This window comes from Sorangium sp. So ce426 (assembly GCF_051475585.1).
GTDB lineage: Bacteria > Myxococcota_A > Polyangia > Polyangiales > Polyangiaceae > Sorangium > Sorangium cellulosum_B.
The window spans coordinates 8,924,236-8,942,065 of sequence record NZ_CP150341.1 but is presented as its reverse complement, the minus strand read 5'-3'; the positions used below and the strand labels follow the sequence as shown (position 1 = coordinate 8,942,065).

16 protein-coding genes are annotated in these 17,830 nt (G+C 73.2%); 4 read left to right on the top strand and 12 right to left on the bottom strand.

Features of this window, described 5'->3' with window-relative positions:
• Positions 1–34 precede the first annotated feature (34 nt).
• Genes WMF44_RS33290 through WMF44_RS33280 form a run of 3 tightly spaced genes read right to left on the bottom strand, consistent with a single transcriptional unit; the run spans position 35 to position 2,803 of the window.
• On the bottom strand, positions 35–754 hold the full coding sequence (locus WMF44_RS33290) for a thioredoxin-like domain-containing protein (RefSeq protein ID WP_437294075.1): 720 nt from the start codon (positions 752–754) through the stop codon (positions 35–37).
• The gene (locus WMF44_RS33285; protein WP_437294074.1) at positions 751–1,449 is read right to left on the bottom strand and encodes a hypothetical protein; all 699 of its coding nucleotides are present in this window, start codon (positions 1,447–1,449) and stop codon (positions 751–753) included. The genes WMF44_RS33290 and WMF44_RS33285 overlap by 4 nt, the downstream gene beginning before the upstream one ends.
• 7 nt (positions 1,450–1,456) lie before the next feature.
• Positions 1,457–2,803, bottom strand: coding sequence for a vitamin K epoxide reductase family protein (locus tag WMF44_RS33280; protein WP_437294073.1), 1,347 nt, complete (start codon positions 2,801–2,803; stop codon positions 1,457–1,459).
• A gap of 264 nt (positions 2,804–3,067) precedes the next feature.
• On the opposite strand from WMF44_RS33280, the gene WMF44_RS33275 reads away from it, so the two are divergent.
• From WMF44_RS33275 to WMF44_RS33260, 4 genes are all read left to right on the top strand, one after another.
• Positions 3,068–3,646: a hypothetical protein gene (locus WMF44_RS33275; protein ID WP_437294072.1), complete on the top strand. Its 579-nt coding sequence runs from the start codon at positions 3,068–3,070 to the stop codon at positions 3,644–3,646.
• A 33-nt stretch (positions 3,647–3,679) separates the two neighbouring features.
• Positions 3,680–4,309 (top strand): hypothetical protein, encoded by a 630-nt coding sequence (locus WMF44_RS33270; protein ID WP_437294071.1) that lies wholly within the window; start codon positions 3,680–3,682, stop codon positions 4,307–4,309.
• Between the two features lie 61 nt (positions 4,310–4,370).
• Positions 4,371–5,405, top strand: coding sequence for a CAF17-like 4Fe-4S cluster assembly/insertion protein YgfZ (ygfZ, locus tag WMF44_RS33265; protein ID WP_437294070.1), 1,035 nt, complete (start codon positions 4,371–4,373; stop codon positions 5,403–5,405).
• Between the two features lie 93 nt (positions 5,406–5,498).
• Positions 5,499–6,455, top strand: coding sequence for a hypothetical protein (locus WMF44_RS33260; protein ID WP_437294069.1), 957 nt, complete (start codon positions 5,499–5,501; stop codon positions 6,453–6,455).
• 93 nt (positions 6,456–6,548) lie between these two features.
• Here WMF44_RS33260 and WMF44_RS33255 read toward each other — a convergent pair whose 3' ends face one another.
• The 9 genes from WMF44_RS33255 to WMF44_RS33215 form a co-directional block, all read right to left on the bottom strand.
• Positions 6,549–7,325, bottom strand: a complete 777-nt coding sequence (locus WMF44_RS33255) for a PP2C family protein-serine/threonine phosphatase (protein ID WP_437294068.1) — start codon at positions 7,323–7,325, stop codon at positions 6,549–6,551.
• Between the two features lie 308 nt (positions 7,326–7,633).
• Positions 7,634–7,987, bottom strand: coding sequence for a hypothetical protein (locus tag WMF44_RS33250; protein WP_437294067.1), 354 nt, complete (start codon positions 7,985–7,987; stop codon positions 7,634–7,636).
• Positions 7,988–8,646: 659 nt separating this feature from the next.
• Positions 8,647–9,507, bottom strand: coding sequence for a helix-turn-helix transcriptional regulator (locus WMF44_RS33245; protein WP_437294066.1), 861 nt, complete (start codon positions 9,505–9,507; stop codon positions 8,647–8,649).
• A gap of 66 nt (positions 9,508–9,573) precedes the next feature.
• A complete protein-coding gene (locus WMF44_RS33240; RefSeq protein ID WP_437294065.1) occupies positions 9,574–9,765 on the bottom strand; it encodes a hypothetical protein in 192 nt (63 codons plus the stop codon).
• Positions 9,766–10,951: 1,186 nt separating this feature from the next.
• On the bottom strand, positions 10,952–11,746 hold the full coding sequence (locus WMF44_RS33235) for a PP2C family protein-serine/threonine phosphatase (protein WP_437294064.1): 795 nt from the start codon (positions 11,744–11,746) through the stop codon (positions 10,952–10,954).
• Between the two features lie 206 nt (positions 11,747–11,952).
• Positions 11,953–13,524: a PGRS family protein gene (locus WMF44_RS33230; RefSeq protein WP_437294063.1), complete on the bottom strand. Its 1,572-nt coding sequence runs from the start codon at positions 13,522–13,524 to the stop codon at positions 11,953–11,955.
• Between the two features lie 19 nt (positions 13,525–13,543).
• Entirely contained in the window at positions 13,544–14,701 is a 1,158-nt protein-coding gene (locus WMF44_RS33225) for a PEGA domain-containing protein (protein WP_437294062.1), read from the bottom strand.
• Between the two features lie 52 nt (positions 14,702–14,753).
• Entirely contained in the window at positions 14,754–15,572 is an 819-nt protein-coding gene (locus WMF44_RS33220) for a hypothetical protein (protein WP_437294061.1), read from the bottom strand.
• On the bottom strand, positions 15,573–17,690 hold the full coding sequence (locus WMF44_RS33215; RefSeq protein WP_437294060.1) for a protein kinase domain-containing protein: 2,118 nt from the start codon (positions 17,688–17,690) through the stop codon (positions 15,573–15,575). It lies immediately after the preceding gene.
• Positions 17,691–17,830 lie beyond the last annotated feature (140 nt).

Below are 17,830 nucleotides of genomic sequence, written 5' to 3'. Positions count from 1 at the left end.
CTTTGCGACGGCGCGCCTCGAGGAGCGCCCCCGCCTACGGCTTCTTCGACCCCAGGAGCGCCGCGATCGTCGGATAGTCGCTGTCCTCGACGGCGCCCTGGATCACGCACGTCACCTGCCCGCTCGGCGCCGCGATGGCGTGGATCGGCAGCTCGGTCGTCTCCTTCACGCCGAGCGCCCGCAGCCACCCGGCCCGCTGGGGCCCGTCGGGCAGCCAGTACGAGGCGCGCACCCCCGTGCCCGGCTGCGCCTCCAGGAACCGCGACAGCTGCCGCTCGTCGTCGTCGATCGAGATGAACGCCAGGTCGACGAGCACGCCGGCCGCCCGCAGCTTCTGCTGCCACCCGAGCAGCCGAGGCATCTCCTCCAGGCACGGCTTGCACCACGCCGCCCAGAAGTTCACCCACACCCACTTGCCGACGCCGAACCCGATGTTCGCCGGCAGCTTCTCCGCGCCGCTGGCGGCGACCGCCGTGAGCCCGCCCGCCGAGGGCGCAGGCCGCGGAGACTGCCCCGCGCACAGGAGCCGCGGCGCGGCCAGCGCCGCCGCCGCCGTGGCGCTCGCCGGCGCCGTGGCGCTCGCGGGCGCCGCGGCCCCCGGCGCCGTCACCGCGTTGCTCCGCCCCTGGCCGGGCGTCGGGGGCGGCGGCAGATCGGCCTTCCTGTCCGCGTCGCACCCGCCCGCGAGCCCCGCGGCCACGGCGAGGGCCGCGAAGGCGCCCCGGAGGGCGCCGCTCTTCCTCGCGGGGCTCACAGCTGACAGTCCACCCACGAGACGAACGCGCTCCGGTTGATGGCCTCGGCCGTACATGCCTTGTTCTTGCGCGAGACGTTCCATTGGCAGTATTCCGCGCCGAGCTGCGCGAACTCGTTCCCGAGCCACAGCATCCCGACCTTCTTGTCCAGGTCCTGCTCCTTGAACTTGTCGGAGATGTCGAAGAACGCGCTGTTCGCGCGCTTGTGCGACAGCGTCCGGTTGAACTCCGGCGTCCCCGTCTTCGACGCGCGAGCGACGATGAAGAAATAGCGGGCGCCGCGCCGATCGAGCCACATCTCCTCGATCATCTTCTTGGCGTCGTCGTCGAGCTTCTCCGAGCCGTCGTCGAACATCACGACCCCGCCGCGCTGCCTCAGCGGCGTGAAGAGCGCGTTGAAGTCGTCGTCGCTGATCGACGCGAGCGTCTTCACGTCGGCCGGCTGGCACCCGCGCCGCGCCTCCGCACCGACGAGGCCGCACGCGTTGAGCACCCGCTGCAGCACCGTCTTGAACGCGGGCGTGCAATACGGCGCCTCGGCGTCGTTGGCGATGGCCACGGCCGGCTTCACCGCCGCGGCCACACCCGTCTTCAGGCGCTGCGACGCGGCCTGCACCTCGCTGTGCACCGTCACCCCGGACGCGACAAGAAGCGCGCACCCGGCCACGATCCCGATGATCCCTGCGCCTCTCATGATCTCCTCACTTCGTCCGGAGCGCCGGCGCGAGCTGCCTTATCGCGTACGACATCCCGATGTCCGTATCTTCGTCGCAGAGCCGCGTCGTGCCCAGGAACATCTGTGGCGTCGAGACAGGGAGCTTGTTGTCCACGATGTAGCGGAGCATACGGTTCAGCCGCAGCGCCGTCTCCTTCGAGTCCATGCATGCGTCGAGCCCCGGCCAGCGCTGCCGGATCGCCGCCTGCACGTTGGCGGTGCCCGCGCCCGCCTTCGCGCCCTCGAGCAGCGTCTCCTGGTTGTCGTAGGCCCACTCGAGCACATCCATCGCCCGGTGATCGCTGCACAGGATGGCCTTCGAGAGGAGGCACGAGCCCGGGTGCACCGGCCGGTCGAGCATCCAGTTGCACTCGCTGTCCAGCGGGAAGAGCACCAGCGTCGTGTCGAGCTTCTCCCACACCCCCTCGGACACGAGCCGCTGGTGGAACGCCTTGCAGGTCGGGCAGAGCGGATCGACGAAGAGGGTCGCCGGCTGCACCGCGCCCGGGCGCGTCACGTGGAGCAGCGCCCCGTTCGGCTCGGTCGGCTTCTCGAGCTTGCCGCAGCCGGTCATGTAGCTCGCGTAGCTCGGCAGCGCGCTCGCGTAGAGCAGCGCCGGCGTCACCGTGCACACGGCGAGCGCGACGAGCCACCCCGGCAGGAGCAGCAGCGAGCCCACCCGGCGCGGGGGGCCGGCGGGCGCCGCGGCGGCGCCGCCCGGCCCGTCGACCCCGAGGGGCGCCCCGGGCACGGTGGGCCCCACCCCGGCCGCGCCTGCCGACGAGGGCGCGCGCGGCGCCGCGCTGGACCAGGCCGCGGCGCGGGCCACCCTGCGGTCCTCGAGGAACGCCCAGACGCCGCCGGCCGCGAGCAGCGCCGACGAGACGTACATGCCGACGCACGTCTTGCAGAACACCCCGAGGCGCACCGCCGAGATGGTCGCCATCAGGAGCGACACGGCGAGCGGCGTGAGGCCCGCGACGAACAGGAAGTGCGCCGCGCGCCGCGGCGCGTGCTGGGCCGAGAGCAGCACATAGAGCGCGAACGCCGCGAAGAACGCGAACGCCCCGAGGGCGAACAGCGAGATGGGGATACCGCCCCAGAAGCTCTCGCGGAACAGGGCGGAGTAGGGGCTGTACATGGCCACGCGGCACGCGGTGTCGGCGCCCGCCTGCGCGCCGAGGCCCGGGACGAAGCTGCAGTGCAGGTCGTGGACCTGCCGGTCGAGGTGCCGGATGTAATCGAACGTCGATGAGGCGCTGAACGCGAGCCCCAGGAGCGACCCGCTGAGCGCGAGCGCCGCAGGCCCGCGAGGTCCACGACTGCCTGACATGGTCGAGTGGATTACGCGACGTCGGGCAACGCGTCAAATAAGGACGCCTGTGCGCGCGGGCGTCGCGCACGCGCACGCGCACGCGCACGCGCACGCGCACGTACACGAGCACGAGCACGTGCTGCGCTGCGCTGAGCCCGCCGGCGGGCTTTGCCGAGCCCGCCGGCCCAGCGGCGCGCGGCACGAGGCGCTGGTCGGCGTTGCCCACGCGATCGGCCGCTGCTAGGAGCCGGCCCGGGGGATTCGGGATCCCAGAGCCAACCGATGACGACCTCTGCACCCGGCGCGGCGAGCGGCGGGCCCCTTCCTGTGAAGCTCGGTCCGTTCGATGCCGAGTTCCTCGCGGACCTCCCTTACGACCCCTCGGTGCTCTTCTTCGACGAGCTCCTCGAGGTGGACGCCGAGAAGAGCCTCGTGCGCTGTCGTATGCCGACCGACAGGCCGATGCCGCTCGTCGACGCGCAGCGGGCGCATCCGTTGCTGCACCCGCGCCACATTGCCGGCGGCATCATGGTGCACGCGACGGGGATGCTCGGCTTCGTGCACGCCTACCACCTGCTCGGGCTGCGCCACCGCGAGGGCTGGATCGGTTATGGCACCAACATTCACCGGGTGGTCTTTCGCAAGCTGGTCCAGCCGGGCGCGCCCATCGAGGCGACGTGCGTGGCGACGCGCTCCCGGCTCGGCGTCAAGCGGCACATGATCCGCTATTCGTTCGAGTTCCGTCACGAAGGCAGCGTCTGCTACGAGGGCGATCAGACCGCCGTGTGGATGCGCGTGCAGGACGTCCCAGCCACGGATTCCCGACCCGCGCTCGAGGACCCGGAGCGATCCCTTGCTTGACCCGCGCGTTCGTCTCGTCTACCGGCCCTCCCCATGCAGGATTTCGATGCAGGATCGATCGTCCCGTCCACACGCGATCTTCTCCAGGTGATCTCCACCCGCAGGAAGAACATGGCTCTTGTCGGGCTCGTTGGCTCGGAGGCGCCCGCGGAGGACGCGGCGCGGCTGCATGAGCTCAACATCTCCGCGCTCGCGTTCGCCGAGGCGGGGCCCGCCATGCAGGGGGCCGCGCGGGCGACGAGGACGGTGCCGTCGCTCTGCCTGTCGCGGGTGGGCGATCGCGACGGCGCGCTCGCGGCGCGCTACCACGAGGCGGACGGGGTCTGCATCGACGCGACGCTGCCGCTCGACGACTGGGACCGCCTCGCGAAGGGGGCGAGGACGATGCGGATGCTCCCGCTCGCGCTGGCGGAGAGCAAGGAGGGGGCCGAGGCCGCCGCGAAGGTCGGCGCGCGCGCGGTCCTGGTCCGGTGCGCGTCGGCGGACGCGGTGATCGAGGCCGTGGCGTCGCTCCCGAGGGCGCTCACCGTCGTCGCCGAGGTGCCCTCGGCCGACGCCGACGCGCTCCGCCGCCTCGTGGGCCACGTCGACGCGGCGATCGTCCCGCCGGGCGTCCACAAGTCGGCCGAGTTCCCGGCGCTCGTCGCCGAGGTCGATCCCTGAGCGCTGAAAGTTCGGGCCGCCCCTCGACGGCGCGGGCTCCCTCCTCCACGATCCGGCCTCGATGAGCAACGCTCACGGACTGGAAGAGCGGCGGCGCGCGCTCCGCGAAGGGGCGCTCGTGCAGGCCATGCCCGAGCTCGGGACGCTGATCGTCACCGGCTTGGACCGGCAGACCTGGTTGAACGGCCTGGTCACCTGCGATCTCGCGCCGCAGAAGCCGCTGCCCGCCGGGGCGAAGGCCGCGCCTCCCGCGGGCGGCGCGTACGGGCTCAACGTGGGGAAGACCGGGAAGATCTTCGCCGAGGTGTGGATCGTGATCGCGGCCGATCGCATCTACGTCGGCGCGCTGCGGGAGCGCGTCGAGCAGCTCCGCGAGCTCTTCGACCGCCACCTCATCATGGAGGACGCCGAGGTCCAGGACGCCTCCGGCGAGCACGCCTGGGTCTTCGCCCACGGCCCGCGGTCCGCCGATCTCGCGGCGGCCGGGCGCGCGGCCGGCGCCGAGGCCGCGATCGTCGACTGGACCGGCCTCGGGGGCGCGCTGCTCGTGGCGCCCCGGCAGGCCGAGGGCGCCGTCCTCGAGGCGCTCCTCGCCGGGGGCGAGGCCCGCGCTGTCCTGCCGGTGACGGCGGCGGCGTGGGAGGTGCTCCGGGTCGAGAACAACGTGCCGCGGTTCGGGGTCGACTTCGACGACCAGAACTTCCCGCAGGAGGCGTCGATCGAGGAGCGCGCCGTCTCGTTCAGCAAGGGGTGCTACCTGGGGCAGGAGACGGTGTTCATGCTCCAGGCGCGCGGCCACGCCAAGAAGCGGCTCGTGCAGCTCGCCGTCGAGGGGGAGGGCGGCGTGCCCGCGGGCGCGGAGATCGCGCTGCCCGACGGCGCGGCCGTCGGCGCCGTCACGAGCCAGGTCGAGGATCCGCGCGGGACAGGGCTGCTCGCGCTCGGCTACGTCAAATACAAACACGCCGTCCAGGGCACCGCGCTCCGCGTCGCCGGCCGGGCGGCCGAGATCACGCGCGCGCCGAGGGCGGGGGGCGGGGCAGGGGTGGGGGGCGGGGCAGGGGTGGGGGGCGGGGCAGGTCGGGCCAAGGTCTGACCGAGGGAGTCCTCGGCGACTGGGCACGAACTCGACGTGATTGGCACGCTGTTTGGACTGGACTCTCGGCGCGGAGGACGATGAATTCGTCCGATGACCAACAAGAAGACGTCAGCGAAGGGCGACGTGAACGAAGCGCAGGACGCGGAGCTCGAGGCGACTCACGCGCTCGAGCTCCTCGCCGTGGCCGTCGGAGAGCCTCCCAAGTCGTCGCTCAAGGCGATCCTCGCCGGCACGACAGACGCGGATCTCGTCAGCGTCGGCAAGACGATCCTGTCGAGCAGGATCGTCACGGACGCCGCGCGGATCTACCGCAAAGCCTGGGATTTCTATCGACAGGCCACGGAGGAGCAGAAGCGGAGGCTCCGTGGGTTCTCGAAGCCGCTGCTCGCGCTCGCCGTCCAGCAGGCGCTCGCGCTGGAGAAGCTCGATCGGCAGCGCGCGACGACGAACACCTCGGCCGGCATCGCGAGGGCGGGCCAGGACAAGGCGTCGGAGGCGGCGCAGTCGAGGGCGATCGAGCTCCGCGACCAGGCCTATGACGCCCTCCGCGACGCGTCGGGCCGGGACGAGACGCTGCGGGCGCAGGTCGACGCCGCGTTCGGGACCGCCGCCACGAGCGAGACGCTCGCAGGCGGGCTTGAGCAGACTGCCAAGCTCCTCCGCCGCTGGCTGAAGGGCGGCGAGGAAGCGCTCACGGCGAGGCTCGAGCTCGCGAGCCTGGACGAGCCCTACGCGAAGGAGCTGGAAGCCGCGGCCAGGGAGCTCCGCGTCGCGGTGGCCGACGCGACGAACCGCCCTGTGGACGCGAAGGTGACCCAAGGTGCCCTCGACCGCGCGGACGGGATCAACATCCTGCTCATGGGCCAGATCATCCGCGCGTTCGACGGGGCGCACGGCATCGACCCCACGATTCCGCGGCTCGTGCCGATCTCGACACGTAGGCTGTTCAACCGCAACACGAGGAAGAAGGCCGAAGCGGCGGAGCCGCCGCGGGCGGGCAGCGACGCGACGCCCAGCGGAGCGGGCGTGGAGCTCATCGACGGTTAGCTCTGCTGCGGGAAGCTGCCCCGGATCAGCAGAAAAACCGCCAAGGCGCCGAGGCCGCCAAGAGCGCCTCTCTCTGCACCATCGCGCGCCGGGTCATCCGCCTCCCAGGCGTGCCAGGACGCACGTGATGTTGTCCGGCCCGCCGTGCTCGTTCGCGATGTCGACCAGCAGGCTCGCCGCCAGGCTCAGGTCCCGGTGCCTCCCGAGCACGCCCTCGATCCGCGCCTCGGGGACCGGGCCCCACAGCCCGTCGGAGCAGACGAGGAAGATGTCGCCCGGCTGGGTCGGTTCGACGCGTGACTCGATATCGACGCTCTTGTCGCACCCGAGCGCTCGGGTCACCGCGTCCGCCCGGCCGCTCAACGCCTCCAGCGCCGCAAGCGCGCCTTCGCCCTCGCGCAGTAGCTCCTCCAGCAGCGTGTGGTCCCGCGTCAGCCGCGCCAGCTTGCCGCCGCGCATGCGGTAGACGCGCGAGTCGCCCACGTGCGCGATGTACGCCATCCCCGGCGCGAGCAGCACGCCTGCGAAGGTGGTCGCCATGCCGCGGACCGCTTCTTGCCGCTGGCTCGCCTCGTAGATCTCCCGGTTCGCGCGCCGCACGCTCAGCACCAGCCTCACCTCGTCCCGGTCGTGTGCCGGCGCCGTGCCGTATGGCCACGTCTCCTCGAGAACCTCGTCTTCCCCGAAGCAGCTCTTGACCACCTCGATGGCCATGCGGGACGCGATCTCTCCGGCCGCGTTGCCGCCCAGGCCGTCGGCGACCATGAAGAGCCCCAGGCACGGCAGCGCCGCGAAGCTGTCCTCGTTGTGGCTACGGCGGCGGCCCACGTCCGAGTGCGCCGCCGCCTCGATGGCAAGCTGTGGAACCACCTTCGTCCTCCTCGTGCGCTCGTCCTAGAGACAGCCGAGCCATGGGCGCGCTGCGGTTTGCGACGCGCGTTCTCCTCGATGCGATCAGGCCGCGCGCGGCGCGGCTTTCGCTACATCGCTACCTCAGCGCAGTGGCAGCGCTGCCAGCTCCACGCTGCACGCGAGAATCCATCACCCACACCCGTCGCGAGGGCGAGCGGACTCCCCGGTGCGCTGCGATCGCAGGGCGCCGGTCCGTTCTCCGGGGTCGCGCGCCGCGGTGCTGCCGTGGGTCATCAGAGCGCGCGCGGCGCTCACACCCCCGTCGATCAGTTTTTCGTGTAGTCCGGACGACGCGGCCGCGCGAGCGCCAGATGCGCCGGCTTGCCGTCGCTCTCGCTGCGCGCCCGTGGAGTGTTGGCGGACGGCGTGGCGTCCCCGCCATCGTCCGGCGTCAGGAAGTTGGACCGCATCCCGGAGGGCGGCGCGACGTCCTCTACGTCTTCCCCTTGAGCGGCGCGCTCCGCTCTGCAGTCCTCGCAGAAGCGCGCCGGGTCCCACGCGATGTTCTCGAGACCCAGCTTCCGCAACCACGCGAGCTCCCACCTCTCCCGCGCGCTCACGTGGGGCACGTTTCCCGAGCGGGGCATGTTGGTGGTGTTGATCGGCCGGCGTTTGGGCATGGGTGCTCCTTCTCGGATGAGGCCGCCCATTCTGCCGTCGACGAAGCTGCTCGCCCAGGAGCCTCTCGCGAAATTCATCGATATTGCGCTTACTTGCCTTTGGCCGTCTGAGATTCTCACGGGGTGAGATGATTTTTCTCACTGTCCGCAGCGCTCGCCGGTCGCGAAGTTCCAGCAGCTCCCACTGCTTCCCGGCACGCCGGCGCTCTCCGGCGGATCGCCGGGAGCGGCGCTGCCGGTGTCGTCGGCCGTGCCGCGGGTGAGCTACACCGCCGGCGCTGCGTTCGGGGAGCCCGGCCACGCCGTGGGCGACAACGGGCGCCGGCGGCAAGACAACGGCCTCGCGTGGCAAGACAGCGCGTCCCAGCGGCAAGACAAGATGCGCCGGCGGCACGACAGCGGCCTCGCGGGGCAAGACAAGGGGCGCCGGCGGCAAGACAGCGGGTGTCAGCGGCAAGACAGCGGTCTCGCGGGGCAAGACAAGGGGCGCCGGCGGCAAGACAGCGGGTGTCAGCGGCAAGACAACGGCCTCGCGGGGCAAGACAAGTCCTTGTGGCGGACGCTTCGGCGGGCCGGGACGGGGCGCCTCGCTCGCCCCGTTGCGGCTCATCGTTCCGCGCCGGTCCGTCGCGTTGCCCGAGTGCGAGGCTCGGCTGCTCTCACCCATGGCGCCCTACTCCCGGGAGTGTCGTGTTCAGGGGAGAGCGCTCTGCTTCCTCCCAATCGGACGCACCGGCAGGGCTCGCCCCCCCTCCGTCGGGCTGTAGCGGGAAGCTTGTCAGCGGGGCAGCGCGACGGGCGAGCTCTTCCCCCGTGGCGGCGCGGACAGGGCGCGGTGGCCGGAGCTGCGGCAGGGGAGGCGGCGGGAGCTTCGCCCGCGGGCTCCTGGCCGCGAGTTCGGGAGACGGCACCACGGGCGGAGGCGTGTCGAGCGCGCGGGGAGGTACCGTCGCCGGAGCCGGCGGCGCCGTCTCGCGCTCGGTGGCGGGTGCGCCGACCCGGATCGCCACGGTGTCCTCCGCGTCCGTCCGGCGATCGTCGTGCAGCCGCCACAGGCGCTCCCAGTACCGCGCCGGCGTGCCGGTGAAGGTCTCCAGCTGCCGCGCGAGGCCGGGCGTCATGGGCAGGTCGCTCCTGAGCAGCTGCTCCACCTCCCTCGGCGATAGCCCCGTGCACTCGGCCAGCTTCCTCCTCCACGAAGGCGTCGTCGCGCAGAACGACTCGAGGACCCTTCCCGGCCAGGGGACGGGGCGCCCTCGGGCATCTCTCAGCTCGGCGAGCGCCGCATCGACGTGACAGTCCAGGAGGCGCCGGTAACGGTCCCGCTCCCCCGCTGCCTGCTCCTTCGCACCGGTGAGGGCTGCCTCCTCTTCATCGTGCGCGTGCTCGCGCGCCTCACGAAGCCCGCGCTCTCGTCCCAGCGCTTCGCGCGCGGTGACCGCGAAGCCGATCGCGACGCACGCGATCATCGCGAGCCCGAGCGGCGAGACGAGCCACATTGCACCCAGCATGTCTTCCATGTTCCCTCCTGAACCGTGAGCCTTCTTGTCCGATGCACCGCGGAGCCCGGCCTCGTGCTGCCCGACCTAAGGCATCCCCTCCCATCCGCCGTTCGTCGCGCCTGCCTCAGCGCGCCGCCTCGCCGCCGGTCCGTCGGCCCCCGCGCCCGCCGCGCTCCCGCCCCCCTCCCTCATCCTGCCCGCCGACGTCTGCGTCTCGGTCTTCGCCAGCGCCATCGCCAGCGTCACCGCGGCGGTCTCTCCCTTGCCGACGCGCACGGTCCTCTGCGCGGGCGCGTGGCCGTCGAGGCGCGAGCGCGAACGAGAGGTGCTTCGCGGCGAGCGCGTGCTTGCCCTGCTGGTAGGCCGCGCTGCTCCGGTCGTGCGCGTCGTAGGCCGGCCGCGCTTCGGCCTGGTCGCTGCGTGTGGCGAGCGCGCTTCCGAGCAGCAGCGCGAGCGCCGGCGCGGCGCTGCGAAAGGATCGTCGTCGCGTCGTTCTTCGATCTCGTGCTCGTGTCATCGCCATCGTGTCACCCATGCCTCATGGCGGGCACACGCCCGCCGTGTCGCGCCGGAGCCGGCACAACCCGCACCGTGTTCGATCCGTCCTTCGTCGCGCGCGGCGTCGCGGGCAGAGGTCCTGCCCGCGGCGTCCGCGCCGAGAGAGCGCGCTACCGCGCGCCGGTCACATCAAGCCGTCAACCCTCCGTGTGGGACTGCGCCCCGGCCGCGCGACCCGAGAGCGCTGCCTGTGGGCGGAGCGCTGCGGGCGCCGAGCGTCGCGCGATGGCGCGGCTGCCAAGCGGAAGCGAGGCGAGCGTCAAGAGAAAAAGGCGAGGAGGGAGTCGCTGTTCCTGGACTGCGCGCCGAGCGCGAGGGCTGAAGACGATCCAGCTGTCCCTCGGCCAACCCACCGGTGTGATGGACCACCCCCGCGCTGCGGTGGTGATCCGCCGGTCGTCCTGCCGAGCCGTTTCCGGTCTCCTCTACCTTGCTAGTTCCGGCGAGCGGCCCTGGTTCGCTGCACAATCGTCCGTCGGCCTCATTTTTTTCTCCGCGACCCCGGTGACGCTGTGCGTTGGAATACACGGCGAAGCCGTGGCGGCGGGCGGGGAGGGGAGCGGTGTGGCTAGGCTGTCGGAGACTCACGGCAGCTCCTGGGTGTCGGCGGCGAGGCCGTCCTGGCCGGCGTTGGTCGCGATGTTGTTGCTGCCGCCCGGACCGCCGGTGCCCACGCGACACGTGCTGGCGCGCAGCACAGAGCGACTGCGAGAAGACAGCTGCCCACCCCCGGCCCGTGCTCGGCCCTGCGGGCCTGCGGGCCTGCGCGCGGGACGGGAGGGGCCCCGAGCCGGCCATGCGTCCTCGAAGAGAAGCCGTCCGCGCGGGCGTGCACAGGCCGATGCTGCGCACCGAGCCGCCAGCCCAGAGCGACGCGGTGCCGAGGAGTGCTCATCGCCATGGCTCAGCGCCCTCCGAGTCGTGCGAGCACGCACGTCACGTTGTCTCGGCCGCCGTGCTCGTTGGCGAGGTCGATGAGCAACTCGGCCGCGAAGCTCAGGTCGCGGTGCGCTTCGAGGATCGCGGCGATGCGCCGCTCGGGCACCGGACCCCACAGCCCGTCGGAGCAGACGAGGAAGAGGTCGCCCGGCGCGGTGGCCTCGACGCGCGATTCGATATCGACGTCCTCGCCGGCCCCGAGCGCGCGGGTGATGACGTTGGCCCGCTCGCTGAGCGCCTCGACCGCCTCCCGTGCTCCGCCGCCGCCGCCGAGCGTGTCTTCCAGCACCGTGTGATCCCGAGTCAGCCGCTGCAGCGTGCCGCCGCGCATGCGGTAGACGCGCGAGTCACCGACGTGCGCGATGTAGGCCATGCCGGGCGCGAGCAGCACGCCGGCGAAGGTCGTCGCCATGCCGCGCTGCTCGTCGTACTGCTGGCTGGCCTCGTAGATGGCCCGGTTGGCGCGTCGCACGCTGAGCATGAGACGCACCTCGTCGCGGTCGCCAGGCGTCGAGGTCCCGACCGGCGCCGCGCCGCCGCGGGGCCAGATCTTCTCCAGGTCGTCGTCTTGCTCGAAGCAGCGCTGGACCACCTCGATGGCGATGCGGGACGCGACCTCTCCGGCCGCGCTGCCGCCGAGGCCGTCGGCGACCATGAACAGCCACAGGTGCGGCAGGGCCGCGAAGCTGTCCTCGTTGTGGCTGCGATGGCGGCCTACGTCCGATTGCGCCGCCGCCTCGATGGCGAGCTGTGGGTACACGATCGTCCTCCTCGCGCGCTCGTCGCCAAGACGAGCCGAGCCATGGCGCGCCGCGCTCGGCGGCGCGCGTTTCCTTGTTCCTGCTCGAGCCGCGCCGCGCGCGGCCTTCGTCTACGTCAGCGCGGCCAGCGCCGCGCGGTACATCCTCCCGAGCACGCCGAGCTCTGCGCCGCGCCAAGTGCGCGGTGTGTGGCTCGGCCGTGCGGTCATCGAAGCTCCTGCTCTCCAGCCGTCGCGCCGTCCTGGCCGGCGTTGTCGGTGATGTTGTTGCTGCCACCCGGACCGCCGGTGCCCGGGGCGCCGGGGGTGAGCGTGGTCTGGCCTTGCTGGATGACGGGGGTGCCTCGGAAGGCGATGGCGAGCGAGGGGCCGCCGAGGCCGCCGCCGCCGGGACCGCCGTTGCCGCCCTTGCCGCCTTGACCACCGGCGCAGCCGGGATTGGTGCCGCCGACACCGACGCCGCCCGCGCCGCCGATGCCTCCTAGGCCTCCCGCTTGGAGGTTGCCGCCCTTGCCGCCGTTGCCGCCGCGTCCGGCGGTGAGGGTGCAGTCGATGAGGGTGACGGAGGCGTCGACGCTGGCGAGGGCGATGCTGGCGCCGCCTGGAGCGCCGCCCCGTCCGGCCAGACCGCCGCAACCGCCGGCGCCGCCGCTGCCGCCGCTGGCGCCCGCACCGGGGACGCCGCCGGTGCAGACGGGGCCGCCCTTGGCGCCGCCACCGCCGCCGCCGCCCTGGCCGGGCGTGCCGGGCGTGCCGTCGCGGCCGGGTACGCCGGTGTAGCCGCTGGCGCTCAGCGCGCCGAGGCCGCTGGCGCCGGCGCCGGGGGGGCCCGATGCTCCGCTGAGGCCATCATCTCCTCGACCGTTGGGTTCTTCCCCAGCGCAGTCCCAGGCGCCGCTGACCGGCTCACCAAGACCACCGCGCGCGGTCTCTGCGGTGCCTTGGCTGGTCGCGCCATCACTGCCGTTGCTCACGTTGCTGACCCCACCTGCTCCGCCGATGGACAGCTCGCCGCCGCACCGGTTCTCGACCTGAGCTGCTCCGGGCAGCGTCGCGTCGGGTCCCTCCACGTCGTCGAGGTCGCTGCACGCGTCGACGCCGTTGCTGCCGGCCGGAGCGCGCTCCGGCGCCTCGCTCGGCGCGTGGTCGCCGTCGGCACCATCGGCGGCGTTGCCGGCGACGAGCGCGCAGCGCGCGAGCTCTGCGGTGGCGCCGTCGGCGAGCACGGCGATGGACGAGCCGCTCTTGGCCAGCGCGTCGGGCGCGCGCGCCTCGATGTCCTCGATGCGCGTGTTGCCCTCGCCGGGCGCGAGCGTCAGCGGGATCGCTTCGGCTTCCGGCGCGACGGTGGTCTTCGTCTGCGCGCCGATCCAGGTCCAGCCGTTCGCGCAGTCGAGGCCGCCGAAGAGGGAGATGCCGGCCGGGACCTCGACCGATTCGGCGAACGGCTCGGCGCACGCGTAGACGTCGCTGTCCGTCTCGCCGGCGCGCCGGAGCGCCTCGGCGAGCGTCTTGACCGGCTCGGCCTTGGTGCCCTTGCTGCGGTCGTTGCCGCTCGCGGCCACGAACACGCCGCAGCGGTCCGCGACAGCGCCGTCCGCTTCGCTAGGGATGCAGACGGAGGGCACGACGCTGGTGCCCCTGCCCCGGTACTTCTCGCAGGTGAGCATGAACTCGCAGTCGTCGGTCCGGTTGAACCACCAGCCGTCGCAGCCAGGCGCGAGCAGGATCAGCCCTAGCGCCGCGTGGACGCGTGCGTTCCGATGCAGTCTCGTCATCACGTTCTCCCTCGCTCCATCACCAGGCGGTCCACACGGAGATGCCGGCGCTGCGCACACCGAACCCGGGTACCACGCGTACAGCCGCACGCTCGGCTGCGCTCTCGCTCTCGCGAGGCCACAGCGCGAACGCGAGCGCCGTGAGGGCCATCGCTCCGGATGCGGCGTACGTCACGACCGCCGCGTTGCTCAGGTCATCGGAGCGCCTCGTGGTGTGCCTGAACTCGCGGCACGCTCCCGCGAACGCCGGCGACTCCAGGCACCCCCCGCCGCCCGCGAAGATCTCTTCCTGTTGGGATCTCGCCTCCGCGGTCGCATCGTTCGCCGCCACGGTCATTCCCACGCCGACGCCGAGTGCCACGGCGCTCGCCGCGCCGAGCGCGATCACCGGTACCCAGCTGCGCTGCTCGACGTGCGCTGGAACCGCGACGTTCTGCCCCGGCTTTGCCGCAAGCTCCACGGCGCTCGGGCCGTGCCCTCCCGCCTCACCCGCCGGCGCCCGCGCAGCGTCGCCGGTCGCCGTCTTCTCCCCCGCCTTCGCCTCGGCGTGGTCCTTCGCGGCGACCAACGTCAGCGCCACCGCAGCGGTCTCTCCCTTGCCGACGCGCACGCTCTTCTGCGCAGGCGCGTAGCCGTCGAGCCGCGCCTCGACGATATGCTCGCCGGGCTCGACGAAGCGCTCGCCCGCGAGCGGCGCCGTGCCTGCGGGCTTGCCGTCGACGAGGACCTCGGCGAGCGGGGCGCTGACGGTGACGGCGAGCGCGCCGACGTTGGCGCGTGACGTGGCGAGCCGCTGCTGGGCGGTGGGCTTGAGGTGGGCGACGGCGCTGAGGAGCGGCCAGTGCCGGAGCGCGAACGAGAGGTGCTCGGCGGCGAGCGCGTGCTTTCCCTGCTGGTAGGCCGCGCTCCCCACGTTGTACGCCACGTCGAACGTCGGCGTGAGCGCCCAGGCCTCAAGGAAGACCGCCTCGGCCTCCTTCCACTTCTTCTCCGAGTAGAGCCGCACGCCCTGCTTGTAGAGCGCGTCGGCGCGCGCCGTCGCCTCGTCGGGCGCCGCAGCCTGCGGCGACGCGGGCGCCGCGCCCTGCGGCGGCGCGGGCTGCGCGAGCGCGCGGCCCGCGGGAGCGAGCGCGCACGCGAGGGCGAGCACGGAAGCGAGGCATCGTCGGTTCATCATCAAGAGCTCCAGACCGGAATGAGTGTCCTGGGGCGGGCCTGCGCCGTCCCGTTCAGTGCATGATATCCGCCGCGATCTCGGGAGGCGCCGGGGAGACCTCCGCCGGAGGCGGGCGTGCTCCGGCCGGCGCGCGCGGCGCCGGGACCGCGGGGCGTGCGCTCGCGGTTGCCTTCGGCGGCGGTACCTCGCCGCTCGCGGCTGCCTTCGGCGGCGGCAGCTCGTCGCTCGCGCCTGCCTTCGGCGGCGGCGCTTCGTCGCTCGCGCCTGCGTCCACGGCCGGCGGCGCCCCTGGGCGCGTGCCTGGCTGCGCCGCCGCCGGCGCCCCGGTACTCGCGCCTGCCGCCGCCGCCTCGGCGCTCGGCCGCCCAGACGCCGTCATCGCCCCCGACGGCGCCACCGGCGCCGTGGAGGCGACCGGCGCCTCGGAGCGCCTGAGCCGGGAGAAGACCTGGTACGTCGCCAGCGGGCCCAGCACCGCGACGGCCAGGAGGACGGCGATGCGCCCGCGGGACGTGCCGCGCTGCCGATCCCGCGGCGGCGGCGCGGCGTCTCGCGCGGGACCCGCCCCGGTCTGCCCTCTCGCGACCTTCGCGGCCGCAACGGGCGCGATCGGCGCGCCGGACCCCGGCGCAGCGGACCCCGGCGCAGCGGGCGCCTCCGCCTGCTTGGGCGGCGCGACCACCACCGGGAACTCGAACGGCGCCTGCCCAGCCCCGTTCCCCTGCCGGAGATCGTCGAGCGCCCGGTCGAGCTCCGGGTTGTTGATCGCCTCCCGGTACCGCTCCTCCGCCAGCGCCGGATCCGCCGTCCGCGCGATGGTCTTCAGATCCGGCATGTACTTGCGGATGTCGTCGTCGTCCCTCGCGCCCATCTACGGCCTCCTCGGGTGCGGCTTCGGCGCCGGCGCGGGCTTCACGGGGGCGCGCCGCGGCGGGCTCTTCGGCATCGGGTAGAAGTCGTCGGGATCTTCGAGGAGGCGCTCCGGCCAGAGCATGTCGTCGTCGGAAGCGCGCGGAGACGACGGCCGCGCCGGCCGCGACGCGCGTCCGGTCGACGGCGCGGCCGGAGCGCTCCGGTGCGGGGCCGCGGGCGCCCGTGAAGGAGCCGCCGCAGGCGTCGCGGCGCTCGCAGCCGGCTCGGCCTCCGCCGGGGGCACGGCTCCGGCGGGCGGCGCGGCCGCCTCGAGCTGCGCCGCGGCGATCGTGGACGACGCCGGAGGTGGCGGCGGCACGTCGCTCGCGGCGACGTCCGCCGCGACCTCCGCCGTCGGCGCGGCCGGCGCAGCGGCGACCACGGCCGGGCTCGCCGCCGCGGAGCTCGCGAGCGCGGGCACAGGTTGCTCCGGCGAGCCCGCCTCGATGCCGCGCGCGACGAGGACGCCCGTCGCCGCCAGGGCGACGAACACCAGCCCGAGCGTCGGGGCCGTCGCGAAGCGCGGCAGCGCGCCCGGGACGCGCCGCGGTCCTGGCGCGGCAGACACGCCCGGCTCGACGTGCGACGCCCGCTCGCCCACCTCGGAGCGCCGCTCCGGAGGCGGCGCCGCCGCCGACATCCACGGCGACGCCGGCGCCGCCGGCGGCGGCGTCACCGCCCCAGGCGCCTCCCGGTGCGGCGGGAGGCCCTCGTGACTCGCGCGCAGCGCGTCCGGAGGCGCACGGAACGCCTGCGTCGCGATGTCAGGCTCCGACCGGGCGCGCGCCGGCCACGCGGGCAGCGGCAGGGTCGTGGGCATCCGCTCCGTGAACCCCTTGCCGCGCAGCTCGCCCGAGGCGCCGCCGCTCGCCGGCGCGAACGGCAGCGCGCTCGCGAGCGGCACGAGGCGAAGGGGATCGAGCGGCACCGTCGCGTGGACGGCGCCCGTCGGCGGGGCGGCCGGCAGCGCCGCGACGGCCGGCACCTCGGCGCCGGTCGGCCGGGCGGCGCTCGCCGTCGCGGCCGCCTCCGCCTCGCTCGCCGGCCGCGCGCCGGCGCCGCCCGAGCCGTCCGATCGGTCGAGATCTGCCGCGGAGAACGCCGCCTGGCGCGCCACCGTCCACCGCCCGTGCGCGAGGTGCTGCGCGAGCGCATGGGCCGGCGGCACCTGCCGCTGCAGGACACACTCGTCCACCAGCGCGCGGAGCGCGCTCTCCACCTCCGTGAACGTCTGGAACCGCGCGTTGCGGTCGATCGCGACGCACCGGGCCACGAGCGGCCACACGATCTCCGGGCAGTCGGGGACGAGCTCGTGCACCGGCACCGGCTCGGCGAGGAGGTGCCCCGCGAGCGTCTCCTCGGCCGTCGGCGGATCGGCGTCGTTGATGAACAGGTGCGTCCCCGTCAGCACCTCGTAGAAGATCGCGCCGAAGGCGTAGATGTCGGCGCGGCTGTCCGGCTTCTGGTGCGGGATCTTCTTCGCCAGGCTGTAGATCGTCTTCACCTGCTCCGGCGACATGTACCGGATCGTCCCCACGTCCGGCATGTCGTCGGTGTTCATGCCCCCGTCGGCGAACTTGGCGATGCCGAAATCGAGCAGCCACACGTGCCCCCGGGCGTCGCCCTCCGTGCCGATCATGATGTTCTCGGGCTTGAGATCGCGGTGCCAGATCTTCTTCGAATGGACGAACCGCATCGCCTCGGCGACCTGGAGCATGATGTACAGCGCGTTCAGGAAGTCGAAGCGGTACGCCCTCGTGAGCAGCCGCCGCAGCGTCCTGCCCTCGAGGAACTCCATGACGATGAACGCGACGTTGTCCGGCGAGACGCCGGCCCGCCGCATCGACACGATGTGCGGGTGCCGGAGCTTCGGGTAGAACTTGCACTCCTGCCGGAAGCGCCGCGCGAAGTCCTCTCGGCTCCGGTGCCGCGGCGACATGCACTTGATGGCGACGATATCCTCGGAGTACTCGTCGACGGCCCGGTACACCTCGCCCATGCCGCCGCGATCGACGACATCGGTGATGCGGTACTCCAGGAAGGTGTCGCCCGGCTGGAGCGGCGCAGGGAGGCTCATGCGCGGACCTCCGGGCGGTCGCGCCGAGAGGGCGTACGGGGTCTCCTGACTGCGGAGGCGAGTCGCGGGGGGCGACGGCGGGGGCGCATGCGAGGGCTCCAGGTGCAAGGGCTCCTACATGGAAATTCACCTCCTCGACC